The sequence below is a fragment of the Natronococcus jeotgali DSM 18795 genome, from assembly GCF_000337695.1.
Classification (GTDB): Archaea; Halobacteriota; Halobacteria; order Halobacteriales; family Natrialbaceae; genus Natronococcus; species Natronococcus jeotgali.
Genome location: NZ_AOIA01000133.1, coordinates 1 through 23,074, shown reverse-complemented (window position 1 = coordinate 23,074; position 23,074 = coordinate 1). Strand labels below are relative to the sequence as shown.

Here is a 23,074-nt window from a genome sequence, read left to right as displayed (position 1 = left end):
AGATCCCTCGCTGTCGGAGGTCAAAAGCAGGGCGTCGGCAGCGTTGATGTAGGTCGAGACGGCGTCGTGGTCGACCCCCGAGACCGTCCGTAGCCGCACCGGTCGCTCGAGGCGCCGCGAGGCGGCGGCGACGACGCGCTCGGCCCGCGGGTAATTTTTCACCGTGCGCGCGGGAGAGTAGGGAAAGAGGACGTGGTACTCGTCGTCGGGCCAGCCGACGGCCTCGCGGGCGCGCGAGCGAGGTTCGGGACGGAACCGCTCGAGATCCACGCCATCGGGGATCACCGTCCCCCGGCCGAGCGCGGCCCGCATCTCCGCGGACATGACGACCGTCTCCGCACACAGCGGGGCGCAGAGCCTGCTCACGGGCGCGGCCGGGCCGTGGACGTCCGAGCCCCACAGCGAGAGGACGACGGGAAGCCGGAGCTGAGCCAGCGCCGCGGGCGCGGTCAGCCCGTAGTGGGCGTGAACCAGGTCGTACTCGGGATCCGCCTCGCGGAGCACCCGCGGGACCGTCCGGAGGTAATCGAGCGGGCTCCGATCGACGTCGGCGCCGACCTCGCCCGCGATCGGCAGGATCCGAAAGGAGACGCCTCGCTCTTCGAGCGCGTCCACCTGCTGGGTCAGAAACGGCGCGTCGGCGTTGGCCGTCACGACGAGGACGTTCATCGGCGGAGGCCACCCCCGCGAGACGGTTTGTTATCGGTTCGAAAATCTCTCTCCGCGAAACGTTACGGGGAGCGTACACGGCGACCGAGGAGCGCTCGCGGCTCGGCGGGGGAGCCGCGGCCGGCTCGCGGCGACGCCCGCGGATCCGTCCGCCGATAGCCCGACGATTACAAAGGATCGACGGCGGCTACGGGGTACCGATGCGGATCCTCGTCTTCGCGAACACGCCCGCCCACGTCCACCTGTACCGCCACGCCGTCGCCAGGCTCGAGCGCGCCGGCCACGACGTCCTCGTGTTGACCCGCGAGTACGCCTGCACGACCGACCTGCTCGAGTTTTTCGGGATGCCGTACCGGGTGTACGGCGACCACGGCACCGACGCCTACTCTCGGCTGCAGTTCGCCCGCGAGCTGGGCGGACAGTTCGGAACGATCGTCCGCGAGGCGGTGCGGTTTCGCCCCGACGTCGTCTTCGGGCGGGGACCCTACGCCGCCCTGGCGGGAACGGTCACGCGGGCGCCGACGGTGCTCGTCCTCGACGACGAGCCCGGCGACTTCAACCACGTCGTCTCCCGCCCGTTCGCCGACTGCATCCTCTCGCCGGCGGTCACCCGTCGCGACCTGGGGCCGGACCACTACACGTTCGAGGGGTTCAAGGAGTGCGCCTACCTCCACCCCGACGTCTTCGAGCCCGACGGGCGGATCCGCGAGTACCTCGACGTCGGCCCCGATGAGCCCTACGTCCTCTTGCGGTTCAACGCCCTCGACGCGCTTCACGACGCCGACCTCGAGGGGTTCTCACGCGAGCAGCGACGCGACCTGATCGAGCGCCTGAGCGAGGACGCGACCGTCTTCGTCTCGGACGAGGGCGGCGGGATGGAGCTGCGGGACACCCCCGCCCGGCCGTACGGCCTCCACCCCGCCTTGATCCACGACGCGATGGCCGAGGCCTCGCTGCTGGTCGCGGACACGGGAACGATGGCCACCGAGGCCGCCCTGCTGGGCACCCCAGCCTTCCGCTACCGGGGCACCGACGACCACGAGTACGGCGAGTTCGAGGAACTCGAGCGGGCCGGCCTCGCCGAACAGTTCGACGCCTACGAGGCGCTTCGGGACCGCTCGCTCGAGGTCCTCGCCGACGGCGAGGCCGCCGTCCGGTGGCAGCGACGTCGGCGGGCGTACGTCGGCGAGCTGGTGAACCTGACCGAGTTGCTCGTCGACGTCGCGACCGCCCGGGGCTCGCTCGAACGGCTCGACCCGCCCGCCAGGCGGGCGATTCGGCCCCGATCGCAGTCGCTGTAGTCGGCCCAAAACGTCGCTGGGTGCCGACTCGACGCTCGAGGAGGCGACGACTGGAACGAACCCGACCGGCGGGGGCGTCCCGTCCCGCCGACTCGAACGAACGAGACGAGTCGAACGGGGCAACCGCTCCGCCCTAGTTGGCCAGTGCGTCTCACTCCGACCGCTGTGGCGGAAATCCACCACGAGTTCTTAGTACGAGGGCTGCCAAAAGGGAGACAATGTCGGTCAAGGATCTGATAACATCTCGATCTTTCGACCAAATACTATACGTGATACTCGTCTGGTCGCTGTTCGTCTTTCTCGTTACGAGAGTGTACGATACTCGACTGATTCGACTCGAGACCGTTGTCGGGACCGGGATTCTGCTGATCTGGCTCGTCTGGGGAATTCAGTATCGCCTCGATCAGGCTCGGAAAGCGCGGTTCCGTCGAAGGCGGTAGTCTCGATCGACCTTCGCTACGGTCCGGAGACGGCGGAATTCGACCGTCGGCCGAGCGGAGAACGGAAAACCGCCCCGAGAGGCGACCGTCTACGGACGAGTACGGCGAGTGCCTCGGGGTCGGTCGAGAGAGCAACGCTCGCTCGTGACCGAGCGGAGCGAAGCGCCGCGATGTCGGCGAGACCTCCGGTCTCGCTCGCTGACGAGATGCTTTCGGCGTCTCGAACCACTCGTCCTCGAGGCGGGTCGCCGGTTCCGCCGTGTCTTTCGGGTGGCGTTCGTCCCGGACCGCGCCCAACGATTATCATTGCAGTCCCGCTAGTACCCGTATGGCTCAGACCCCGAACGACTCCAGCCGCGATCTCCTTTCGCACGTCCTCGTTCCGGTCGCACACGAGGACGACGCTCGCACGACCGCGACGAGCCTCGAGCCGTATCGACCGACGGAGGTCACCGCCCTCCACGTCGTCGAGAAAGGAGAGGGCGTTCCGGACAAAACGCCCGTCGAGCAATCCGAGGAGGCTGCCACGGAGGCGTACGCTGCGTTCCGTACCGTCTTCCCCGACGCGAACGATCACACCGTCTACGCCCGAGACGTCGTCGAAGCGATCTTCGAGGCTGCCGACGAGGTAGACGCGAGTGCGATCGCGTACCGGTCCCGGCGCGGAAACCGGCTCGTGAAGTTCCTGTCGGGAGACCGCTCGCTCAAACTCGTCACCCAGGCGAACCGACCCGTTATCGCACTGCCGGAAGCGAACACCGACTGACCGAAACCGATCGAACCCGTCGCCCGTTTCAGCGGCGACCGAACAGTCGGTCGCGAAGCGACCGCGGGGACGTCGTCGACGTGGCCGTACGGGCTGGCGCTCCGATCGTCGCCGCACGCTCGAGGAGGCGGTGGAACGCGGCGTCCTCGACGACGACTCGCTCGGTATCGCGAGCGAGCGAGAAGAGGATGTGTTGACACCTCACGGGACGACCGTTATCCAGCCGGACGACATCGTAACGGTGTTGTCTCGCAGCGGTGCCACCGATCGCGTGATCGACGCGTTTATCGCCGAAAAAGAGGTCTAAGCCGTAGTTTCGAGCGATCCAACTCCGTCGCACGCTCTACGTAACAATTGTCCGGCGCAGCATCGGGGACGACGAGGCACCCGTCCCGTCGACTCCGTTAGTCAACCGACCGGGCTGCCGTTTCGCCGAGCCGATCCGACGGTCCGTCGTCCGCGACATCCTCGTCGGGTCGATCGTACGGGCTCACCTCGAGGTGGGCGTTCTCCTCGCGGTCGAGCCAGATGGCGATCCCGAGCGCGACCGTACCGACCAGCGCGGCGACGAAGGAAGCGACCGCGCCCGTGAAGCTCTCGGCGCCGCGGACCGCTCGAGCGAGCGAGCCGACCAGTCCGACGAGCCCGCCGGCCAGCCCGGTCGCGCCCGCGCCGTAGAAGACGACCGCGGGGTGGAAGCTCCGGACGAGGTACCGGGTCTTGAGCCGCCACAGGAAGCTCCGCAGCAACAGCAGGGAGACGTACCGAACGAACGACGGGTAGCCGATGCTCGACTCCTCCTCGCCGTAGACGGCCGTCATGGGAACGTCGGCGACCCGGAACTCAGCGACGTTGAGGTGGGTGAGGACGTGGTTGAGAAAGCCGTACTGGTCGGTGATCGCCTCGAGGTCGAGGGCCTCGATCGCCTCCCGGGAGATGGCGGTGTACCCGTTCTGGGGGTCCGACAGCGTCCAGTAGCCCGTCGCGAACTTCGAGAGGCCCGTAAGCGCGGCGTTGCCGACGAACCGGAACGTCGACATGGAGTCCCGATCCTCGGGCGCGAGCAGTCGGTTCCCCTTCGCGTAGTCGGCCTCACCGTCGACGACGGGGTCGAGGATCCGATCGAGGATCGCGGGGTCCATCTGGCCGTCGCCGTTCATCACGGCGACGACGTCGATTCCGTCGTCGACGGCCCGCTCGTAGCCCGTCTTGACCGCGCCGCCGTACCCCCTGTTCTCCTCGTGACGGATCGGGACGATCCGTCGGCCGTCGCCGCCGTCGGCGACCGCCCGCGCGGATTCGGCTGACTCGTTGATTCGCTCGGCGACCCGCCGGATAACGGCCCAGGAGCCGTCGGGCGAGGCGTCGTCGACGGCGTAGATCCGATCGACGTAGACGGGCACCGTCTCGAGGACGCGGCCGACGAACGGCGCCTCGTCGTAGGCGGTGACGACGACCGCGACCGACTTGCCCTTATACATCGCGTCCACCGTCCGTTCGCCTCGGCTCCGGCGACTCCGACGCGTCGCTCGCGCCGTCTCCCTCGCCCGCGTCGACTGCGGGCGGCGAGCCCCCGCGGCTCCCGGCGAACGTGTACTGGCGGTGTCCGGTCCCCGAGAGGTCGACGGCGTCCCGGCCGTCGACGACGACCATCGGCTCGAGGTCGCGCCAGGGGATCGCCTCGAACTCCTCGTGGGGCGTGACGACGACGGCGCCGTCGAAGGATTCGTCGGGCAGATCCTCGAGGGCGACCGGGCGGGCGCCGTACTCGGCGGGATCGACCAGCGGATCGACGCCCGCGACGTCGGCGCCGGCCTCCCGGAGCGCCTCGATGACGCCGATCGCGGGCGAGGCGCGGGTCTCCTCGACGCCGGGGCGGTACGTGATCCCAAGCACCGCGACCGAGGCCTCGGCGAGGTCGGTCCCCGTCGCCGCCAGCTCGTCGGCGAGCCTGTCGACGACCACCGACGGCATCGCGTCGTTGAGCTCCCGGGCCGTTCGCATCACCGGCATCGGCTCCTCAAACCGCGAGAGCAGGAAGTGCGGGTAGTAGGGGATGCAGTGACCGCCGACGCCGGGGCCCGGCTCGTGGAGCTGACACACCGGAATGCCGTTGGCAGTGTCGATCGCCTCGCGGACGGAGATCCCCAGCTCGTCGGCGAGCCGCCCCAGCTCGTTGGCCAGCGCGATGTTGACGTCGCGGTAGACGCCCTCGAACACCTTCACGGCCTCCGCGGTCGTCGCGTCCGAGACCGCATGGACCTCGTTGCTCGTGATCTCGTCGTAGATCAGCTCGGCCGCGCGGGTACTCGCCGCGTCGACGCCGCCGACGACCTTCGGGTAGGCCCCGCGGATGTCCCGCAAGGCCCTCCCCGAGGACGTCCGCTCCGGACAGAACGCGAGCCCGAAGGCTCCGCGCTCGAGCCCGCTCTCCTGGCGCAGGTGTGGGTACAGGACGTCCCGACAGGAACCGGGCGGCAGCGTCGACTCGGCGATCACCAGATCGCCCGGCGCGAGCCCCGCGGCGACGTCCTCGAGGACGGATTCGACGGTCGTCAGGTCCGGCTCGTCGTCCTCGGTCACAAGCGTCGGCACGATGATCGCGTGGATCCGGGCGTCCGCGGCGGCCGCGGCGCCGTCGGTCGTCGCCTCGAGCCGTCCGCGCGCGACCTGGTCGGCGACGAGCTCGTCGAGCCCGGGTTCGCCGACGACGTGGCTCCGTCCCTCGGCGACGGTCTCGACGACGGCCGGGTCGACGTCGACGCCGACGACGTCGCCCGCGGTCTCGGCGTAGACGCCCGCCAACGGCAGCCCCATCTTGCCGAGCCCGTAGACGGCGACGGGGATCTCGCCCCCGACGAGTCGCTCGCGGAGTTCCTCGGCCGATAGCTCGCCGTCGTACGGCGCGGGCGGACGAGCGCTCATCGGGCGTTCACCTCCCGCCCGCGTCGTCCGCCGAGTTTCGCGTCGATCGCCTGGACCGTCTCGAGAGCGGCGACGCCGTCCTCGGCGGTCACCTCGGGGTCGGACCCGCTGCGGACGGCCTCGAGGAACGACTCGAGTTCGCACCGCAGGGGCTCGCTCGTGGCGATTCGGGGCCGTTCGACGACGCTCTCGTGGCGGTAGCGGCTCTGGCCGTCGTCGGTGAGGTACTCGGGGTAGGAGTCCCGGTGGATGAGCACGGACTGCTCGAGGTAGTCGACCTCGACGAGACACTCCCTGGCGGTGACGGTGAGCCGCCTGACCTTCTTCTGTGTGACCCGGCTCGCGGTCAGGGCGGCGACCACGTCGCCGTACTCCATCGTCGCCGTCGCGTACCGCCCGTCGGCCGCGCCGATCGCCGAGATCGACGTCGGCTCCCGGCCGAGGACGGCGCCGACGACGTCGACGTCGTGGATCATCAGGTCGAAGACGACGTCGCCGGGCGCGTCCCGGTTGACGGGCGGGCCGAGCCGTTCGGCCTCGACGCTGATGATCTCGAGATCGTCGACCAGTTCCTCGAGCATCCCCACCGCGGGGTTGAACCGCTCGATGTGGCCGACCTGGAGGACCCGCCCGTGCTCCCGAGCTAGCTCGGCGAGGGCGCGTCCCTCCTCGACCGATCCCGCGATCGGCTTCTCCACGAGGACGTCGAGGCCGGCCTCGAGACACCGCGAGACGACGTCGGCGTGGGCGTGAGTGGGTACCGCGACGGTGACGGCGTCGCACCGATCGAGCAGCGTCTCGAAGTCGACGGCGTCGGTTCCGTACTCGGCGGCGACCCGTCGGGCGACCTCGCGGTCGCGGTCGGCGACGCCGACGAGGTCGACGGTTCGCAGCTCACTGTACACCCTCGCGTGGTTCTCGCCCATCGAACCGGCGCCGATGACGCCGGTCCTGACGGGAGGTTGGTCTGTCATTGCGTATCGTAGTAGTCGTGTACCGCCTCGACGACGGTTCGTCGCCCGTCGGCCGACAGCGTCGGGTGGACGGGCAGGGAGAGGACTTCCTCGGCGGCCCGCTCGGCCTCCGGGAACGTCGCCGCGGCCGTGCTCACGGAGTCGTAGGCCGGCTGGCGGTGGATCGGTCGCTCGTAGTAAATCCCGGTGTCGACGTTTCGCTCCGCGAGCGCCGCCGCGAGCGCGTCCCGGTCGTTCGCCCGAACCGTGTACTGGTGGTAGACGTGGCGGTATCGGGCGGGCTCGGTCGGCGTCTCGAGGGGCAGGTCGGCGAAGGCCTCGTCGTAGGCGGCCGCGTGCTCGCGACGCGCCCGATTCCGGGCCGGCAGCCCCTCGAGCTGGACCCGACCGATCGCGGCCGCGATCCCGGTCATCCGGTGGTTGTGGCCCAGCTCGAGGTGGTCGTAGCCGCCGGTTCCGGTCTCGCCGCGGCCGTGGTTGACGTACCGGGTCGCCCGGTCGGCGACGTCCTCGCGGTCGGTCGTGACGATCCCGCCCTCGCCCGTTGTCATGTTCTTCGTCGGGTAAAACGAGAAGCAGGCGGCGTCGCCGAGGGCGCCGACCCGCGTCCCCTCACATTTCGCGCCGTGGGCCTGGCAGGCGTCCTCGAGGACGAACAGGCCGTGCTCGTCGGCGATATCGGACAGCGCGGGCATCGGGGCTGCGAGCCCGTAGAGGTGTACCGGCAGCAGGCCGACGACGTCCTCGCGCTCGCGGACGACCCGTTCGACCGCGCCGGGATCCAGCGCGTACGTCTCGGGGTCGATGTCGGCGAACACGGGCGTCCCGCCCGCGAGCCGGATCGCGTTCGCGCTCGCGACGAACGAAAACGGCGAGGTGACGACCGCGTCGCCGTCCTCGAGACCCAGCGCCTCGAGGGCGGTCACCAGCGCCGTCGTCCCGTTCGAGGTCGCGACCGCCCGGTCGGTGCCACAGAAGGCGGCGAACTCCGCCTCGAAGGCCCGAACCTCGGGGCCGTCGGCGAGTTCGCCGCGCTCGAGGATCTCCCGAACCCGGTCGATCGCGTCCTCGCCGAGCGACGGGTCGGCGATCGGGACGGACTCGCCGTCCGCGGGGGCGCGCTCGACGGCGCCGTCGGCGTCGGTTTCGGTGTCGGTCATTCGAGCTGGTTCGGTCCCTCGAGGGGGGCTGGAAGCGGTCGCGTTCGGGCCGGTGCGCCCACGGCGAGACTGTCGGCGGGGACGTCATCGACGACGACGGCGCCGGCCGCGACGAACGCGTTTTCGCCGACGGTCACCCCCGGCAGGATCGTCGCGTTCGCGCCGACGGAGGCGCCGTCCTCGAGGGTCGGCCCCTCGAGGTCGGCCTCGGTTCGGACGGGGTACTCGTCGTTGGTCATGACGGCACCCGGGCCGACGAAGACGTTGTCCCCGATCGTCGTCTCGGTCGGCACGTAGACGTTCGTCTGAAGGCTCACGTGCGAACCGATCGTCGTCTCGCCGTCGACGACGGTCTTCGTGCCGACGAGGACGTCGTCGCCGATGACGGTTCGCTCGCGGATCAGGACGTCGTGGCCGGTGGTGAACCCGTCGCCGATCGTCACGTCCCCGTAGACGATCGAACCGGCCCTGATCGTCGCGTCGGCGCCGATTCTGGTCGGTTCGTCGAACTCGCCGTGATCGATCGTCGCGTCGGCGGCGATCGTACAGTTCTCGCCCGAGACGAACCGCGTCACGGGGACCCGCCTCCGCTCGAGGGGGCGCTCGGAAACCGTCCCTCCTTGTCTCGTCGGTCGTGTCTGTGTTCTCTCATAGCTACTCGGTGCCCGAAGGGGCAGTCGTCCGGACACACCCGATAGCGCGGCTTTGTTATCCCCGGCTTGACGGGCGCGTAGTCCCGTACTACGCGAGCGCTCGCGGGACGGACGCCGGCGAGGCCCCGATCTGCGGTCGCTCGCCGCCGACGCCGGACTTCAGATCGGTGAAAATCCGGTTCTGACGTTAATCACGGCTCCTAACCGGTATATAGCGGTTTCAGGTCGGTAACTGCGAGATAGTAAAGGCTCGACCCGTCCCACTCGGTGGTGTGAGTCATCCGAACAGCCCCCACGGACGGATACGGGAGTCGGAATCGGGAGGGAAACCATGACCGACGGGGAGTTCAGTCAGGCCGAACTGTTCGACGTCTTCAGCAACGCGCGCAGGCGCCACGCCGTCAAGTACCTCCGGCGAGGGGGCGGCACCTGCGACCTCGCGCCGTTGGTCGAGCAGGTCGCCGCCTGGGAGAACGGGATCGGGACCACCGAGGTGACCCGGACCCAGCGGCGCCGAGTCTACATCTCGCTGTACCAGACCCACCTGCCGATGCTCGAGGACCACGGCATCGTCGACTGGGACCCCGACACGCATACGATCGAACTCCTCCCCAGCGCCGACGTGTTCGAGCCGTACCTCGACAGGCGCCCGGGGTACCAGCGCCCCTGGCACCGGATCTACGCGGCGGTGACCGCCCTCGGCGTCGTCGCGCTCGCGCTCACCTGGCTGTCGGTCGGCCCCGCGACGACGGCGCTGGCCCCGCTGGTCGCGGTGGCGCTCTGTCTGGCCGTGCTGGCGGTGTCGATCCTCCAGTACGCCTCGAGGCGACCGACGTTGACGCTGCCGTTCGGCGCGGCGGGTCGGTAATCCGACCGCGCCCCGCGGACGACGCGATTTGAACGACGACGGGGCGCTCGCGGTTCCGTTACTCGCTCTCCGCCTCGTCCGGCTCAGGTTCCTCCGCGACGGTCACCCAGAAGTACGCCTCCTCGAGGGCGTCCTCCTCGGTCGGGGTCGTCGGCGCCTCCTCGCCCTCGAACAGCAGGACGCTGATCCGAACGGTCTCGCCGGGTTCGGCCGTCGGCGCCACCTCGTAGGTGCCGTCCGCGGTCGAGCCCGCACCGACCGTCGCTCCGATCCGACCGCGCTCGGTTCGGTCGACGACCTCGCCGCTCTCGACGACCTGCTCCTGAACGACGATCGCGTACTCGCGGGGCTCCTCGCGACCGTTTTCGACCTCGATCGTGACCGGGACCGACTCGCCCGGCGCGACCTCGTCGGGGAACTCCCCGGCGACGAGCTCGCCGTCCTCGGTCTCGGAGTACAGCGAGAGCTGATCGTACCCGCCCGCCGAGGCCGGAAACAGGAACGCGGCGAGGAGCGCGCCGAGCGCGACCGCGATCGCGACGCCGAGGACGACCGACGACAGTCCCACCCCGCCGCCCAGCCGCTCGCGGATCGTCCGGATCGAGACGGTAAATCGGACGGCCGCGGGGGTTCGCAGCCGGCGAACGACCCCGAGCTGGGCCAGCCCGATCGCGACGGCCGCCAGCCCGCCGGCGACCGACGCCGCCTCGAGCGCGAAGCCGGCGAACGGGAGCGCGATCACGACGATCGGTCCGACGGCGATCGACAGGGCCAGCCCGAGCGCGAGCCGCTCGGCGACGTCGATCCCGCGCGGACGACGGGTCGTCGCCGTCCGCGCCGTTCGTCTGGCGCTTCGCTCTCCGGCCGGGAACAGCACCGAGACGAGGGCGTACCCGGGGAGAAACAGCGCGAGCGGAAACGTCGCCAGCAGCCGCGGCGCGGTCCCCGGCTCGAGGTTCGTGACGGCGGCGTAGGCAAGCGCCGCCGCCAGCGAGACCACCGCCAGATCGAGGGGGTACCACCGGAGAAAGCCGAACCGCGGCTCCGCGCTGGTCGGGTGGCTCATCCGACGCTCACCGCGGCTGGTCGGGCGATCGGCGACTCGAGAACGGGGGCTACTACCATGGATCGTTGAGCCGGTCCCCGCTCGCGGGCTTTGTTATATCCGGATTACGGCTCGGCGGGGCCGATCAGGAGCGCACGGATCCGACGGCGCGGTTCCGGAGCGGGATCGGCAGCGGCGGGCTACAGGTCGACGTACTGTTGCTCCCACTCGCGGCGCTCGCTGATCCGTTCGCGCCCCTCGTCGGTGATCGCGTAGTAGTTGGTGCGCCTGTCGAGCTCGCCCTTCTCGACGAGGCTTTTGTTGACGAGCGTGTCGAGGTTCGGGTACAACCGTCCGTGGTTGATCTCGGAGCTGTAGTACTGTTCGACCTCGTCTTTGACCGTCTGTCCGGACGGTCGATCGGCGCCCGCGATCACGTACAGGAGGTCGCGCTGGAAGCCGGTCAGATCGTGCATTGCTCAATCACACTGACCGTTCCACTGAGCGGATATTTGTTATCCGTATCGTACAGCCGCGTTAGTAGTTCTTTCCGATCCGACCTCCCGAAGTAAGATGATGCTGGTCGCGACGGTACGGCACCCCCGTGCGGCGCTCGAACCCGCCGTCGCTACTCGACTTTCGACAGCGAGACGTCGATCCCGCTCGAGTCGATTCTGACACGCAGTCCCTCGACGGTCGCCCTGTAGGCCGTCGTGTGCGAGCCGCTGTCCTCGAAGCGGACGCACTCCTCGAGGAGGTCGCTCTCGAGGAGGTTGTTGATGCGCCGATAGACCGTCGCCGAGGAGCTGTCGGTCCGGGCGGTCAACTCCTTGGCCGTCTTCGGACCGTCGCTGGTCGCGACGAGGATCGTCCGCGCGCAGTCGTCCCCGAGGACGTTCAGCTTCACTGACGTGTTCGAGTCCGATTCCGCTCGTGTCTCGGTCGCTTGCGTTGACATAGTCGTGATCACCCAGCTGTGCCGGAGCCCCCAGTACCGGTAGACGGTACGAGCTCCGGTCCTAGAGCCGCGGCGGTCCGCGGTCGTCGACCCCGGTGCCGCGTTCCAACACGTAGATCGGTAAGCGGTAGTGGTATTTGAGAACGGTGGACCTTACACCCAGTTGCAAAATCGCCGCCAACGGAAACTGTTGCTTTCGGTCGAGAAACGGATACTTTCGATCGGCGTCGAATTCGAGACGTCGCGGCAACGGTCGGCGAACCCGGGAGAACCCGGCTGAATTCACCTTGAGATCGGATCCGTCCGTTCGACCGAAAGCCCCGATAGCGGCCGCAGTAGCCGCCAGCGCGGGCAGAAATGACGGGTTTCCGGGAGTATCCACCCGGTCGCGGAGTGAACGGTCGCAGTCCTTTATCCACATCTACCCCCCTGCATGGGAGTGAGGTCGGATGGCGCGATCCCGTCGCCCGTCCGCGACCCCCTTCCCCTACCCATGAACCCCACACAACACGGCTGGAAACCGATGGAATCGTCGTCGGCAGGCGCTCGCTGTCGAAACTGCGGGACACACGTCACCCAGCAGTTCGCCCGGGTGTTCGGCGACAACGGCGACGTCGTCCACGGCTGTCCCGCCTGCACGACGTATCGGGAGATGCAATCGGGCGGCCACCTGCCCCGCTAATCGCTCGCCCCGTTTTCGCCGTGTTAGTTTCCTGTATCGACCGATAGAATACAATCCTTCCGGAACGAAGATACAGGAATTAATACCGCAGGTTGAAGTCGGTGGTCGGCGAAACCCTGGCGTATGGTAGTGGGTGGCGGACCGGTCGAGAACTGCACGTCGTCGGACGCTTCTTGAGAATGTCCGTACAGACGAACCGAACCGACTCGCTCGAGGAAAGCGAGGTATTTCACATTCTGGGGAACGATCGCCGCCGGGCGATCGTCCAGTTGCTCGCGGGAGAGCCCGGCCAGATCGACGTCTCGGACGTCGCGACCGAGATCGCGTCGACCGAGTCCGACGCGGCGTCGGTTCCGAACAACCTCTACAAGAGCGTCTACGTCTCCCTCCAGCAGACCCACCTCCCGCAGCTCCAGGAGGACGACGTCATCGAGTACGACTCCGAAGCGAAGACGATCCGTCCCGGTCCGAACTTCGACGACGTCCTCGGGTACGTCGACGGCGAGACGAGCGATCGCTCCTCGACGCTTCGCCTTCACCTCGGGATCTGCCTGCTCGGACTGCTCCTGATCGCGATCGCCGGCCTCGACGGAACCGCCTCGAGTCTCGATCCCGTCCTCTCGAGCGTGCTCGCGTTGCTCGTCGTCGCCGCGAGCAGCCTCTACCAGCTCCTCGGCTAACCCGCTCGACCCCGAATCGTCTCACTCGTTTTTGGGTCGCTCCGGCGACTTCGAGGCGGTCGGCTCGTGACCCGGCAGACAGACCAGGTTTTCCCGTCCCAGCCGGAGCTTCGTGACCTGCTCGTCCTCCTCGAGTTCGGCCAGCAGTCGGCTCACCTTCGCTTTCGACCAGTCGACGGAGTCGACGATCTTCGACTGTTTCATTCGGCCGCCGTTCTCCTTGACGAGTTCGCACACCCACTCCCGATCGGTCATGAACTCCTCGTCGCGACGCGGTTCGGACTCGCTTCCGAGCGAGGTCGTCCCGACCAGCTGGTTTCGGGCGACGAGAACGCCGCCGAGTATCACCAGCGCGACGAGTCCGACGACGGCCGCGAGGTGGGGATCCCAGACGAGTCCGGGACCGGGGACGTCTCCGGGGACGGTACCCTCGGTGGTCGACGGAACGAGCGCGCCGGTAGCGGAAGGAGTCGTGATCATGGTGGCTGGAGAGATCGGTCCGTGGGACCGCACGCTGCGGAGCGACCGTCTTACGCTGAACCGTCGACAGCGCCCCACAAAGTATTTTTTATAAATCATGTAGTGTTATCCCAGCCACTGTATGTCACCTAAAGTCCAGTATCAGGCGATTTAGCGCCATATCTAGAAATCAAAAAATCGTGTTCTATTCTGATACGTCCGCGGCGCGTTACACCCCGGGGACGCCCGCCGCTTCGAATCCGGTGAGGCCGAGAACGGCGAGCACGTAGAGGACGACGAGCACGGCGAGCCAGGCGACGACCGTGATGACGAGCGCGTCGATCCAGCCGCCCGGATACCGGGCGTTGATCACCGCGAGGTAGGCGAGAAACACCAGTATCGGCCCCAGGAGCGGAATCCACCCCAGAAAGAAGCCGACGACCGCCCAGACGATCGCCCCGATGAGGGCGGTGATGAAGGCGTAGGTGTAATCCTCGGTGTCGACGACGACCCTCGCGCCGACGAAGATACCGAACGCGCCGATCAGGAGGCTAACCACGAAGACGACGAGGCTGTCGATCATGGGTCGATCGCACCCGGTCGAGCCCGTTAGTTATCTCTCACCTACGCGAACCGATCGCGAATCGCACGAACGGCGTCGATCGATTTCCGCATCTCGAGGCGGAAACGCGCCAATCCGCCGATACCGGCGGAAAACCACGATTAGCGACAGGACCGGCTCGAGGCCACGATCGCGGTCGCCGCGCTCGAGGGGCAACGCCGGGCGAGAGCCGACCGATCGAGCCAACAGAAGGTATATCCGGGCTTCGCGGGTACGTGATCCCGATGACCGCCGATCTCGTCGTGCGAAACTGCACCGTCGTCACCCCCGCCGGGCGAACCCCCGACGCGGGCGTCGCCGTCGAGGACGGAACGATCACCGCCGTCGCGCGCGGCGACCGCCTCCCCGACGCCGAGCGGGTCCTCGACGCCGACGGGGGCGTCCTCGCGCCGGGCGTCGTCGACTGCCACATCCACAACCGCGAGCCCGGCCTCGAGTACAAGGAAGACTGGGAGTCGGCCACCCGCGCGGCGGCCGCGGGCGGCGTGACGACCGTCGTGGGAATGCCCAACACCGATCCCGTCATCGACCGCCCCGAGCGCCTCGAGCTGAAGTACGAACGGGGCGAGGCCGGCGCCCACGTCGACTTCCAGAGCTACGCCGTCGTCACCTCGGAGAACCTCGAGGCGATCCCCGACCTCGACGACGCGGGGGTCCTGGGGTACAAGATCTTCCTGGGCTCGACGGTCGGGGACGTGCCGCCGCCGACCGACGGCGAGATCCTCGAGGCGATGGAACGGATCGGCGAGACGGGCAAGCGGCTGGGCTTTCACGAGGAAAACGGCGAGATCATCGATTACTACACCGAGCGGTTCCAGGCCGACGGTCGGAACGACCCGATCGACCACTCTCACTCGCGGCCCGTCATCGCCGAGCAGGAGGCCGTCGAGCGCATGGTCACCTTCGCCGCGGAGACCGACGCGTCGATTCACATGTTCCACGTCTCCTCGGGCTCCGCAGCGGAAGCCGTCGCCCGCGGCAAGGAACGCGGCGTCGACGTCACCGCGGAGACGACGCCGCACTACCTCTGGTTTACCGAGGAGGTAATGCACGAGAAGGGCAACGTCGCCCGAATCCAGCCGCCGATCCGCGACGCCGACGAGCGCGAGCGGCTCTGGGAGGTCGGGATCGACGGCGGCGCGATCGACTGCGTCGCGACCGACCACGCGCCCCACACCCCCGAGGAGAAGAAGGTCGACGACCCGTTCGGCAACACCTGGGAGGCGACCTCGGGGTTCGTCGGCCTCGAGACCGAGGTCCCGGTCGTGCTCTCTTTCGTCGACCGGGGACGGCTCACCCTCGAGGAGTGGGTGCGTCGCCACTCGACCCGCCCCGCGCAGGTGTGGGGGATGTATCCCGAGAAGGGGTCGCTGCAGATCGGCACCGACGCCGACTTCACGATCGTCGACCCCGACGAGGAGTGGACCCTCGAGAGCTCCGACGAGCTCCACTCGAAAAACTGCGTGACGCCCTTTGTCGGGGAGTCGTTCGTCGGCAAGCCGACAGCGACGGTCGTCCGCGGCGAGGTCGTCTACGAGGACGGTGCCGTCGTCGGCGAGCCGGGGTACGGAACCCGGGTCGACGTCGACTGAGCCCGTCAGTCGAGGTCGGCCCCGACCGCGTCCTCGACCGACGAGAAGCCGTCCCGTTCGAGCAGGTCGACGAGTCCGCGGTTGATCCGTCTGGCCGTCCCGGGACCGCCGTAGACGAACCCGGTGTAGAGCTGGACGAGCGAGGCCCCCCCGCGGATCTTTTCGTAGGCGTGTTCGGCCGAGTCGACGCCCCCGACGCCGATTATCGGCAGGTCGTCGTCCGCGTTTTTCGCTAGCGTCCGGATCGTCTCGGTCGAGCGCTCCGCCAGCGGCGCCCCGCTGAGCCCGCCCCGCTCGGCGGCCGTCGGCGAGGTGACGCCCTCGCGGCTGGTGGTCGTGTTCGTCGCGACGATCCCGTCGAGGTCGTGCTCCTCGACGATCCCGAGGAGCTCGAGCATCGAGTCCTCGGGCGAGTCGGGGCCGATCTTGACCAGGATCGGGACGTCGTCGTCGTTCTCGGCCGCGAGGGTCTCGAAGATCGACCGCAGGTGGTCGGGGGCGGCCTCGTCGAACTCGTCGGGCGTGTTCGGACAGGAGACGTTGACGACGACGTAGTCCGCGAAGGGCGCGAGCCGGTCGAACACGCGCCGGTAGTCCTCGATCGCCTCGTCCTCGCTCGAGGAGTTCATCTTCCCGACGTTGATCCCGAGCGGGACCTGGGGCGCCCCCTCCCGCTCGAGCCGACCCCGGACCCGTTCCATCCCCTGGCCGTTGAACCCCATCCGGTTGACCATCGCCTCGTCCTCCCGCAGTCGGAACAGCCGCGGGCGGTCGTTTCCGGCCTGGGGGTACGGCGTCACCGTCCCGACCTCGACGAACCCGAACCCCAGCGCCTCGAGGGCGCGGGCCACCTCGGCGTTCTTGTCGAACCCCGCGGCCACCCCCACCGGGTTCGGAAACCGGGTGCCGAACAGCTCGACCTCGAGTGCCGGATGGGCGTACCGGTAGTTCGAGGCGAGCGCCGCTCGAGTCGGCCACGTCGACTGCACCGCTCGTAACGCCCGTTTACCGAGCACGTGGGCCGTCTCGGCCGGGAGTTTGAACGCGAGCGGACGGACTCGCGAGTACAGCGTCATCGGTACCGACTGGGGGTAGCGGGAAGGTAAACCCCTCGAAACCCGCGAGCTGGATTCTTCGGCACGTCAGCGCTCCTCGAGCAGCGCCATGATCGCGCCCCCGCCCCCGACGCTCATCCCGACGAGACCCCGCTCGACGTCCGGGTCGTCCCGGAGCTGGTAGGCCAGGCTGGCCGCCAGCATCCCCCCGGAGGCGCCGATCGGGTGGCCGAAGGCGACCGCTCCGCCCGACGGATTCATCTTCTCGCGGGGAATCCCGAGGCGGTCCATGACGTACACCGACTGGGCCGCGAACGCCTCGTTGATCCAGAAGGCGTCGACGTCTGCGACCGCGAGGTCGTTGCTCGCGAGCAGGTTCGCGACGACGTCGCCGACGGCCTCGTTGAACTCGTCGGGGTCGCGGTAGACCAGCTCGTAGTCGACGACGGTCGCCAGCGGCTCGAGGCCGCGATCGGCCGCCGCGTCCGCGTCGGCAAGCAACACCGCCCCGGCGCCGTCGCTGAGCTTCGAGGCGTTGCCGGGGGTGATCGTCCCGTCCTCGCGGAAAGACGGCGACAGGGCGGCAAGATCCGACAGCGTCGAGTCGGGGCGGGGCCCCTCGTCGGCGTCGACCGTTCCGTCCCGCGTGTCGACCGGGACGATCTCGTCGTCGAACGCGCCCGACTCGATCGCCTCGGCCGCGCGGCGGTGGCTCTCGAGGGCGTACTCGTCTTGGGCCTCCCGGGAGACGTCCTCGCGGTCGACGAGCCGTTCGGTGATCTCGCCCATGTGCACGTCGAGGTTGAGGTCCCACAGCGAGTCCATGATCATCGAATCCTTGAGCGTCGCGTCGCCGTGGCGCCGCCCCCTGCGGTAGTCCGGCAGGATCCAGGGGGCGTCGGTCATCGACTCGAACCCGCCGGCGACGGCGAACTCGACCCGCCCGGCCGCGATCCGGTCGAGCGCCAGCGCGATCGCTCGCAGCCCCGAGCCCGAGGCCTCGTTGACCGTCGTCACCTGCGTTTCGTTCGGAAGCGAGGACTCGACGACGGCCTGACGGCCCGGCACCTGTCCGATCCCGGCCTGGATGGCGTTGCCGAGGGCGACCCAGTCGACCGCGTCGCCCGGGAGGGCGGTTCGCTCGCACAGCCCGTCGATCGCCGTCCGTCCGAGTTCGACGGCCTCGACGTCGGCGAGGGACCCGAGCAGGGTTCCGTGGGGCGTTCGCGCACCGGCGACGAGGACGGTCTCGCGCGTGTCGGTCATACCCGCAGCGACGACGGGATCACGAATCAATGTTCGTGATCGTTTTTCGGCCGCGACCGCGGCGAGTCCCCGCGAGCCGACGCCGTCCCGGAGACGGCGCCCTCGCGCGCGGCCGCGACGGAATCGAACGAGCGGTCTATCGCTCGCCGTGTGCGTTGTAATCCGTGCGGATATCGTCCGAGAAAGCCGACGGTGGGACGCGTCGGGCCCGCCCGGCGGATAACGAAATCGTTTTCCTACGGCTACCGCTTGAATCGACTACCAACGAGAGCCATGAGTGTACAACGACGGTCGCGCGGAGGGACCTACCGTGGCGACTGAACGACTCCTCGTCCCGCTGTCGGAGACGGTGACCGTCCGGCAGACGGTCGGCTACGCCGTCCGATCCGGACTCGAGCGGACCGACGACCTCGAGTGCCACCTGGTCGTCGCGATGCCGAGCGACCGGGAGCTACCGGAAGGGACGTCCGAGGTCGACGAGGCAGAATCGCTGCTCTCGAAGGCCGAAAGCTGGGTCGAGGAGGACGCCGAGGGCTCGTCGGTGACCGTCGAGACGGCGGTTCTCGGCGCCGACGAGTACCTCTTCGGTCCGCGGGACTTCGCGCGGACGTTCGCGTCCTACGCCGCGGCTCACGACGTCGACCGCGTCGTCCTCGATCCGGAGTACCAGCCGGGGTCGACGGCGGGGATCATCCAGCCCCTCGAGCGCGAACTCGAGGCCGCCGGACTCGCCTACGAGGAGGCGCCCGTCGAACGCCCGGCGCGCCACGAGCGGCTGATCGGCGACGGGACCCAGCGATTCGATCGGCTGTTCGCGACGTTCGTGATCTCCTACGGCTTCTACATGATCCTGGGCGACCCGACCTACTGGTTCGACTGGGTCACCGGCGCGGCCGTCGCCGGGATCGTCGCGGCCACGCTGGCGAACGTGACGTTTACCTTTCCGCTCGATCGCGTGCAGTCGCCGCTGCGGACGGTGCGGTTCGCGCTCTATATCCCCTACCTGCTGTACGAGATCGTCAAGGCCAACCTCGCGATCTCCGTGGTGATCCTCCGACCGTCGATGCCGATCGATCCGAAGCTGACCCGGGTCGACGCCCGCGTCAGGAGCGGGCTGCCGCTGCTGGCGCTGGCGAACAGCATCACGCTGACCCCGGGAACGCTGACGGTCCGGGCCGACGACCAGCGCCTGATCGTCCACTCGCTGATCGCCGACGCCCGCGAGGACCTGTTCGACGGCTCGCTCGAGCGCGCGGTGCGGTTCGTCTTCCACGGCCGCGACTCGGCCGCGATCGCCACGCCGCGCGAGCGCGACGACGCCGAGATTATCGGTGGTGAGGAGCTGTGAACGGCGAACTGCTCGCCGACGTCTTTCTCGGAGCCGCGGCCCTGTTCGTCGTGCTGGCGATCGTGTTGTTCTACCGCGTCGCCGCCGGTCCGACCACCCAGGACCGCCTGCTCGCGGTGAACGTGCTGGGAACCAACACCGTCGTGATCCTCGCGCTGCTGGCCGTGGGGCTCGACGAAACGTCGTTTCTGGATATTGCCCTGATCTACGCCCTGCTGAACTTCCTGATGGCGATCGCCATCTCGAAGTTCACCGTCGAACGGGGTGGGGTGCTGTGATCGAGACGATCCGCTTCTGGGCGATCGTCGCCCTCGTGGCGTTCGGACTGTTCTTCACGTTCGTCTCCGTCGTGGGGGTCATCCGGCTGCCGGACGTCTACGCGCGGTCTCACACCGCCTCCCAGACCGACACGCTCGGCGCGGGGCTGACGCTCGCGGCCGTCGCGCTGGCGCTGGGCTGGCAACACGCCACGGTCTACACCGTCCTGTTGCTGTTTTTCGTGTTCATCACGAACCCGACCGCGGCCCACGCGATCGCCCGCTCGGCAGCCGAGTCGGGGATCGTTCCCTACGAAAACACCGTCGACGAGGAGGGTGAGTCGCCGTGAGCGCGATCGCCTACTCGCTCGCCGTGTTCGTCCTGCTGTCGGCGGTCGCGACCGCCCTCTTTCGGGACGTCCTGTCGGCGATCGTCGTCTTCGCCGCCTACAGCCTCGGGATGGCGATCCTCTACACCTACCTGCTGGCGCCCGACGTCGCGATGACCGAGGCCGCGATCGGCGCCGGCGTGACGACGATTCTGTTGCTGTTGACCATCGCGCGGACGACCCGTCCGTCCGCGGAGGAGGTCTTCGAGCGGGTCGACGTTCCGGCGGTGGTCGTCGTCGGCGCGTTCGTCCTCGTGCTCGCGACGCTGCTACCCGACATGTACGCCGTCGGAACCCAGGACGCGCCGATCTGGGGCCAGGGAGTCCTCTCGGAGACCCCCACCGTGCACTACGTCCAAGAGGCCTACGCCGAGACCCACGCTCACAACGCGGTGAGCGCGGTGCTCGCGTCCTACCGCGGGTTCGACACCTTCGGCGAGGCCGTCGTCGTCTTCGCGGCCGGCATCGCCGTGTTGCTCGTGTTGAAACGGGAGGTGTTCGCGTAATGTCCGACGCCGACTCCTACGGCGATACCTACACCGAGAGCCAGGTGATCATGACCGCGGTCAAGATCATCGCCCCGTTTACGATGACCTACGGCCTGTTCCTCACGTTCCACGGCACCGACACGCCCGGCGGGAGCTTCCAGGGCGGAACGATCGTCGGCGTCACCGTCCTCATGCTCGCGTTCGCCTTCGGGATCGAGTCGACCCGACGCTGGATCCGGCAGTCGATGATCGTCGGCCTCGTCACCGGCGGCGTCGTCATCTTCGCCGGAACCGGGGTCGCGACGATGGCGCTCGGGGGCGGCTTCCTCGAGTACGAGGCGTTCGTCGATCGGTTCGGCATCTCCCACTACTGGGGGATGGAGGCCGTCGAGGTCGGCGGCGTCGCCCTGATCGTCTCCGGGATCATCGTGACGCTGTTTTTCGCGACGGCCGCGGGCTTTACCCCCGTGGGCGACGACGCGGACCACCACGAGATGGGGGTGGGCAACGATGATTGAGAGCGGACTCGAGATCCTGGCGTCCCGGTACGCCTACGCCCTGATGTTCGTCCTGATGGGAATCGGGCTGTACATGGTGATCGCCAACGAGAACCTCGTGAAGAAGCTGATCGGCGTCAACCTCTTCCAGACCGCGATCTTCCTGTTTTTCATCGCGGTCGCCTACGTCGAGGGCGGTTCTGCCCCGATCGTCCCCGCGGAGAGCGGCGAGGCGGTCGCCAGTCCGCTCCCGCAGGTGATCGTCCTGACGGCCATCGTCGTCGGCATCGCGCTGACGGCGGTCGGCCTGGCGCTGGTCGTCCGCATCTACGCGGAGTACGGCACCCTCCGCGAGGACACGCTCAGGGAGGTGCGAGCCGATGAGTAGCGCCGACGCGCTGTTGCCGCTGTTGATCGCCGCGCCGATCGTGATGGCCGCCGTGCCGATCGCGCTCGGACTGTGGACCGACCGAACCGGCTGGTGGGTCGCCGCGCTGGCGACGACCGGACTGTTCGGCGCGACCGCCTCACTCGCGAGCGCGGTCGCCGAGAGCGGACGCGTCGTCCACGTCCTCGGGGGGTGGGGAGAGCCCCAGGGGATCGGCATCGAACTCGTCGCCGACCCGTTCTCGGCGGTGATCGCGCTGCTCGTCACCCTCACCGCCGCGGGCCTACTCATGTACACGCGCACGGGCGGTCCGCGCGGGAACACGTTCTACGCCGGCTACCTGCTGCTCGTCGGCGGCCTGCTCGGCATCTCGCTGACCGGGGACGTGTTCAACCTGTTCGTCTTCCTCGAGATCACGGGACTGGCGACGTACGCGATGATCTCGAGCGGCGACGGCCCCGAGTCCGCCGTCGCAGCCCTGAAGTACCTCATCCTCGGCACCGTCGGTGCGTCGCTGTACCTAATCGGCGTCGGCTTCCTGTTCATGGCGACCGGCGCCCTGAACATGGAGGTGCTCGGCGCCGAGGCGATCCCGGCGATCCTCGAGGCGGGCGGACGGGACCTGACGCTCCTGCGGGCCGCGTTCGCCTTCGTCTTCGTCGGCTTCGCGCTCAAGGTCGCTCAGTGGCCGCTGCACACCTGGCAGCCCGACGCCTACCAGCACGCTCCCGACGGAATCACGCCCCTGATCGCGGCGCTGGTCTCGACAGCCTACGCGTACGCCCTCGGCCGCGTGATGTTCACGGTCTTCGGCGTCGAGTTCCTGACGACGACGCCGTACCTCCAGGAGATCGTCGTCGCCGTCGGGGCCGTCAGCGTGGTCGCGGGAAGCGCCCTCGCGGTGCTCCAGCAGGACGTCAAGCGGATGTTCGCCTACTCGTCGGTCTCGCAGTTCGGCCTGGTCGTCGCCGCCTACGGCGCGCTGACCGAGACCGCGCTGGTCGGCGCGGTCGTCCACCTCGTCGGCCACGGGGTGATGAAAGCCGGGCTGTTCGTCGCCGTCGGGATCGTCGCGATCAGCTACGACGCCCGAACCGTCGACGAGTACGCCGGCCTCGCCGACGACAGACCGTTCCTCGCCGGCCCGATCGCGCTGTTGCTGGCGGCGCTGATCGGCATCCCGCCGGCGGCCGGCTTCGTCGGCAAGTGGTACATCGCCCTCGGTGCCGTCGAGGCCGAGCTGTGGCCCGTCGCGGGCGTGATCCTGCTCAGCACGATGCTGACGCTTGCGTACTCGGCCAGGCTGCTCGAGAAGATGTACTTCACGCCGGCCCCGTCGGTCGAGTCGCCCGGCGAACGCGGCGTGGCGACCGACGGCGGGGAGCGATCGCGATCCTCGTCGGAGCCTCGATCCGACGGCGGGGACGGCGATCCGGGGATCCTCATGGAGTCCGACCGGTTCCGGCGGGGATCGCCCGACGACGTTTCGATCGGAATGCTCGCCGCGCTCGTCGGAGCCGTCGCCCTCGCGATCTTGCTCGGGTTCGCGGGCGGGCTGTTCTTCGAGTGGCTCGAGCCGTTCACCTCGGAGG

General features: G+C 68.6%; 28 protein-coding genes. 14 read left to right on the top strand and 14 right to left on the bottom strand.

Annotated elements, in window-relative coordinates:
- On the bottom strand, positions 1-669 hold a 669-nt coding region (locus tag C492_RS15655), incomplete at its 3' end, for a glycosyltransferase (protein ID WP_008425370.1).
- 200 nt (positions 670-869) lie between these two features.
- Here C492_RS15655 and C492_RS15650 point away from each other — a divergent pair.
- The 3 genes from C492_RS15650 to C492_RS24270 all read left to right on the top strand — a co-directional run bounded on the left by C492_RS15650 (position 870) and on the right by C492_RS24270 (position 3,483).
- A complete protein-coding gene (locus tag C492_RS15650; protein WP_008425368.1) occupies positions 870-1,970 on the top strand; it encodes a DUF354 domain-containing protein in 1,101 nt (366 codons plus the stop codon).
- Between the two features lie 768 nt (positions 1,971-2,738).
- Positions 2,739-3,176, top strand: coding sequence for a universal stress protein (locus tag C492_RS15645; RefSeq protein WP_008425367.1), 438 nt, complete (start codon positions 2,739-2,741; stop codon positions 3,174-3,176).
- Between the two features lie 130 nt (positions 3,177-3,306).
- Positions 3,307-3,483: an AsnC family transcriptional regulator gene (locus C492_RS24270; protein ID WP_008425365.1), complete on the top strand. Its 177-nt coding sequence runs from the start codon at positions 3,307-3,309 to the stop codon at positions 3,481-3,483.
- A 97-nt stretch (positions 3,484-3,580) separates the two neighbouring features.
- Here C492_RS24270 and C492_RS15640 read toward each other — a convergent pair whose 3' ends face one another.
- From C492_RS15640 to C492_RS15620, 5 genes are read right to left on the bottom strand one after another with little or no spacing between them, the layout of a single operon-like run.
- Entirely contained in the window at positions 3,581-4,657 is a 1,077-nt protein-coding gene (locus tag C492_RS15640) for a glycosyltransferase family 2 protein (RefSeq protein ID WP_049893130.1), read from the bottom strand.
- Positions 4,650-6,101 (bottom strand): nucleotide sugar dehydrogenase, encoded by a 1,452-nt coding sequence (locus C492_RS15635; RefSeq protein ID WP_008425361.1) that lies wholly within the window; start codon positions 6,099-6,101, stop codon positions 4,650-4,652. Before C492_RS15635 ends, C492_RS15640 begins: the two co-directional genes overlap by 8 nt.
- Complete coding sequence (locus tag C492_RS15630) at positions 6,098-7,075, bottom strand: Gfo/Idh/MocA family protein (RefSeq protein WP_008425359.1); 978 nt, start codon at positions 7,073-7,075, stop codon at positions 6,098-6,100. Before C492_RS15630 ends, C492_RS15635 begins: the two co-directional genes overlap by 4 nt.
- Positions 7,072-8,235 (bottom strand): DegT/DnrJ/EryC1/StrS family aminotransferase, encoded by a 1,164-nt coding sequence (locus C492_RS15625; RefSeq protein ID WP_008425357.1) that lies wholly within the window; start codon positions 8,233-8,235, stop codon positions 7,072-7,074. Before C492_RS15625 ends, C492_RS15630 begins: the two co-directional genes overlap by 4 nt.
- Complete coding sequence (locus tag C492_RS15620) at positions 8,232-8,810, bottom strand: acyltransferase (RefSeq protein ID WP_008425356.1); 579 nt, start codon at positions 8,808-8,810, stop codon at positions 8,232-8,234. The genes C492_RS15625 and C492_RS15620 overlap by 4 nt, the downstream gene beginning before the upstream one ends.
- Before the next feature lie 409 nt (positions 8,811-9,219).
- Here C492_RS15620 and C492_RS15615 point away from each other — a divergent pair, with 409 nt between their 5' ends.
- Positions 9,220-9,756, top strand: a complete 537-nt coding sequence (locus C492_RS15615) for a DUF7344 domain-containing protein (protein WP_008425354.1) — start codon at positions 9,220-9,222, stop codon at positions 9,754-9,756.
- A gap of 58 nt (positions 9,757-9,814) precedes the next feature.
- On the opposite strand, the gene C492_RS15610 is transcribed toward C492_RS15615, so the two are convergent.
- From C492_RS15610 to C492_RS23860, 4 genes are all read right to left on the bottom strand, one after another.
- Positions 9,815-10,822, bottom strand: a complete 1,008-nt coding sequence (locus C492_RS15610) for a DUF1616 domain-containing protein (RefSeq protein WP_008425353.1) — start codon at positions 10,820-10,822, stop codon at positions 9,815-9,817.
- Positions 10,823-11,001: 179 nt separating this feature from the next.
- On the bottom strand, positions 11,002-11,277 hold the full coding sequence (locus C492_RS15605) for a PadR family transcriptional regulator (RefSeq protein WP_008425351.1): 276 nt from the start codon (positions 11,275-11,277) through the stop codon (positions 11,002-11,004).
- Positions 11,278-11,429: 152 nt separating this feature from the next.
- A complete protein-coding gene (locus C492_RS15600; RefSeq protein ID WP_049893127.1) occupies positions 11,430-11,759 on the bottom strand; it encodes a winged helix-turn-helix domain-containing protein in 330 nt (109 codons plus the stop codon).
- Between the two features lie 61 nt (positions 11,760-11,820).
- On the bottom strand, positions 11,821-12,180 hold the full coding sequence (locus C492_RS23860) for a hypothetical protein (RefSeq protein WP_152424928.1): 360 nt from the start codon (positions 12,178-12,180) through the stop codon (positions 11,821-11,823).
- 102 nt (positions 12,181-12,282) lie between these two features.
- Here C492_RS23860 and C492_RS24715 point away from each other — a divergent pair, with 102 nt between their 5' ends.
- Together C492_RS24715 and C492_RS15595 are read left to right on the top strand one after the other, a co-directional pair.
- Positions 12,283-12,441, top strand: coding sequence for a DUF7563 family protein (locus C492_RS24715; protein WP_008425347.1), 159 nt, complete (start codon positions 12,283-12,285; stop codon positions 12,439-12,441).
- 179 nt (positions 12,442-12,620) lie between these two features.
- Positions 12,621-13,121: a DUF7344 domain-containing protein gene (locus C492_RS15595; RefSeq protein WP_008425346.1), complete on the top strand. Its 501-nt coding sequence runs from the start codon at positions 12,621-12,623 to the stop codon at positions 13,119-13,121.
- A gap of 21 nt (positions 13,122-13,142) precedes the next feature.
- Here C492_RS15595 and C492_RS15590 read toward each other — a convergent pair whose 3' ends face one another.
- Together C492_RS15590 and C492_RS15585 are read right to left on the bottom strand one after the other, a co-directional pair.
- Positions 13,143-13,601: a helix-turn-helix transcriptional regulator gene (locus tag C492_RS15590; protein ID WP_008425344.1), complete on the bottom strand. Its 459-nt coding sequence runs from the start codon at positions 13,599-13,601 to the stop codon at positions 13,143-13,145.
- Positions 13,602-13,809: 208 nt separating this feature from the next.
- Positions 13,810-14,163, bottom strand: a complete 354-nt coding sequence (locus C492_RS15585) for a hypothetical protein (RefSeq protein ID WP_008425342.1) — start codon at positions 14,161-14,163, stop codon at positions 13,810-13,812.
- Between the two features lie 263 nt (positions 14,164-14,426).
- Here C492_RS15585 and allB point away from each other — a divergent pair, with 263 nt between their 5' ends.
- Positions 14,427-15,794, top strand: coding sequence for an allantoinase AllB (allB, locus tag C492_RS15580; protein ID WP_049893129.1), 1,368 nt, complete (start codon positions 14,427-14,429; stop codon positions 15,792-15,794).
- A 5-nt stretch (positions 15,795-15,799) separates the two neighbouring features.
- Here allB and C492_RS15575 read toward each other — a convergent pair whose 3' ends face one another.
- Both C492_RS15575 and C492_RS15570 read right to left on the bottom strand, forming a co-directional pair.
- Positions 15,800-16,870, bottom strand: a complete 1,071-nt coding sequence (locus C492_RS15575) for a quinone-dependent dihydroorotate dehydrogenase (RefSeq protein ID WP_008425337.1) — start codon at positions 16,868-16,870, stop codon at positions 15,800-15,802.
- A 66-nt stretch (positions 16,871-16,936) separates the two neighbouring features.
- Complete coding sequence (locus C492_RS15570) at positions 16,937-18,115, bottom strand: thiolase family protein (protein WP_008425335.1); 1,179 nt, start codon at positions 18,113-18,115, stop codon at positions 16,937-16,939.
- A gap of 310 nt (positions 18,116-18,425) precedes the next feature.
- Here C492_RS15570 and C492_RS15565 point away from each other — a divergent pair, with 310 nt between their 5' ends.
- The 7 genes from C492_RS15565 to C492_RS15535 form a co-directional block, all read left to right on the top strand.
- Positions 18,426-19,463 carry a monovalent cation/H+ antiporter subunit E gene (locus C492_RS15565; RefSeq protein ID WP_049893128.1) on the top strand — a complete coding sequence of 346 codons (1,038 nt, stop codon included), beginning with the start codon at positions 18,426-18,428 and terminating at the stop codon, positions 19,461-19,463.
- Positions 19,460-19,741: a cation:proton antiporter gene (locus C492_RS15560; protein WP_008425331.1), complete on the top strand. Its 282-nt coding sequence runs from the start codon at positions 19,460-19,462 to the stop codon at positions 19,739-19,741. The genes C492_RS15565 and C492_RS15560 overlap by 4 nt, the downstream gene beginning before the upstream one ends.
- On the top strand, positions 19,738-20,070 hold the full coding sequence (mnhG, locus tag C492_RS15555) for a monovalent cation/H(+) antiporter subunit G (RefSeq protein ID WP_008425329.1): 333 nt from the start codon (positions 19,738-19,740) through the stop codon (positions 20,068-20,070). The genes C492_RS15560 and mnhG overlap by 4 nt, the downstream gene beginning before the upstream one ends.
- Positions 20,067-20,615: a DUF4040 domain-containing protein gene (locus C492_RS15550; RefSeq protein ID WP_008425328.1), complete on the top strand. Its 549-nt coding sequence runs from the start codon at positions 20,067-20,069 to the stop codon at positions 20,613-20,615. The genes mnhG and C492_RS15550 overlap by 4 nt, the downstream gene beginning before the upstream one ends.
- The gene (locus C492_RS15545; protein ID WP_008425327.1) at positions 20,615-21,115 is read left to right on the top strand and encodes an MnhB domain-containing protein; all 501 of its coding nucleotides are present in this window, start codon (positions 20,615-20,617) and stop codon (positions 21,113-21,115) included. The genes C492_RS15550 and C492_RS15545 overlap by 1 nt, the downstream gene beginning before the upstream one ends.
- A complete protein-coding gene (locus C492_RS15540; RefSeq protein WP_008425325.1) occupies positions 21,108-21,482 on the top strand; it encodes a cation:proton antiporter subunit C in 375 nt (124 codons plus the stop codon). Before C492_RS15545 ends, C492_RS15540 begins: the two co-directional genes overlap by 8 nt.
- On the top strand, positions 21,475-23,074 hold a 1,600-nt coding region (locus C492_RS15535), incomplete at its 3' end, for a proton-conducting transporter transmembrane domain-containing protein (RefSeq protein ID WP_008425322.1). The genes C492_RS15540 and C492_RS15535, both read left to right, overlap by 8 nt.

Excerpts from the sequence above, each read along its gene's own strand:
- C492_RS15650 (WP_008425368.1), top strand. The coding sequence starts at position 870 with ATGCGGATCCTCGTCTTCGCGAACACGCCCGCCCACGTCCACCTGTAC.
- C492_RS15645 (WP_008425367.1), top strand. The coding sequence starts at position 2,739 with ATGGCTCAGACCCCGAACGACTCCAGCCGCGATCTCCTTTCGCACGTC.
- C492_RS15640 (WP_049893130.1), bottom strand. The coding sequence starts at position 4,657 with ATGTATAAGGGCAAGTCGGTCGCGGTCGTCGTCACCGCCTACGACGAG.
- C492_RS15635 (WP_008425361.1), bottom strand. The coding sequence starts at position 6,101 with ATGAGCGCTCGTCCGCCCGCGCCGTACGACGGCGAGCTATCGGCCGAG.
- C492_RS15630 (WP_008425359.1), bottom strand. The coding sequence starts at position 7,075 with ATGACAGACCAACCTCCCGTCAGGACCGGCGTCATCGGCGCCGGTTCG.
- C492_RS15625 (WP_008425357.1), bottom strand. The coding sequence starts at position 8,235 with ATGACCGACACCGAAACCGACGCCGACGGCGCCGTCGAGCGCGCCCCC.
- C492_RS15615 (WP_008425354.1), top strand. The coding sequence starts at position 9,220 with ATGACCGACGGGGAGTTCAGTCAGGCCGAACTGTTCGACGTCTTCAGC.
- C492_RS15610 (WP_008425353.1), bottom strand. The coding sequence starts at position 10,822 with ATGAGCCACCCGACCAGCGCGGAGCCGCGGTTCGGCTTTCTCCGGTGG.
- C492_RS15605 (WP_008425351.1), bottom strand. The coding sequence starts at position 11,277 with ATGCACGATCTGACCGGCTTCCAGCGCGACCTCCTGTACGTGATCGCG.
- C492_RS15600 (WP_049893127.1), bottom strand. The coding sequence starts at position 11,759 with ATGTCAACGCAAGCGACCGAGACACGAGCGGAATCGGACTCGAACACG.
- C492_RS23860 (WP_152424928.1), bottom strand. The coding sequence starts at position 12,180 with ATGTGGATAAAGGACTGCGACCGTTCACTCCGCGACCGGGTGGATACT.
- C492_RS24715 (WP_008425347.1), top strand. The coding sequence starts at position 12,283 with ATGGAATCGTCGTCGGCAGGCGCTCGCTGTCGAAACTGCGGGACACAC.
- C492_RS15595 (WP_008425346.1), top strand. The coding sequence starts at position 12,621 with ATGTCCGTACAGACGAACCGAACCGACTCGCTCGAGGAAAGCGAGGTA.
- C492_RS15590 (WP_008425344.1), bottom strand. The coding sequence starts at position 13,601 with ATGATCACGACTCCTTCCGCTACCGGCGCGCTCGTTCCGTCGACCACC.
- C492_RS15585 (WP_008425342.1), bottom strand. The coding sequence starts at position 14,163 with ATGATCGACAGCCTCGTCGTCTTCGTGGTTAGCCTCCTGATCGGCGCG.
- allB (WP_049893129.1), top strand. The coding sequence starts at position 14,427 with ATGACCGCCGATCTCGTCGTGCGAAACTGCACCGTCGTCACCCCCGCC.
- C492_RS15575 (WP_008425337.1), bottom strand. The coding sequence starts at position 16,870 with ATGACGCTGTACTCGCGAGTCCGTCCGCTCGCGTTCAAACTCCCGGCC.
- C492_RS15570 (WP_008425335.1), bottom strand. The coding sequence starts at position 18,115 with ATGACCGACACGCGCGAGACCGTCCTCGTCGCCGGTGCGCGAACGCCC.
- C492_RS15545 (WP_008425327.1), top strand. The coding sequence starts at position 20,615 with ATGTCCGACGCCGACTCCTACGGCGATACCTACACCGAGAGCCAGGTG.
- C492_RS15540 (WP_008425325.1), top strand. The coding sequence starts at position 21,108 with ATGATTGAGAGCGGACTCGAGATCCTGGCGTCCCGGTACGCCTACGCC.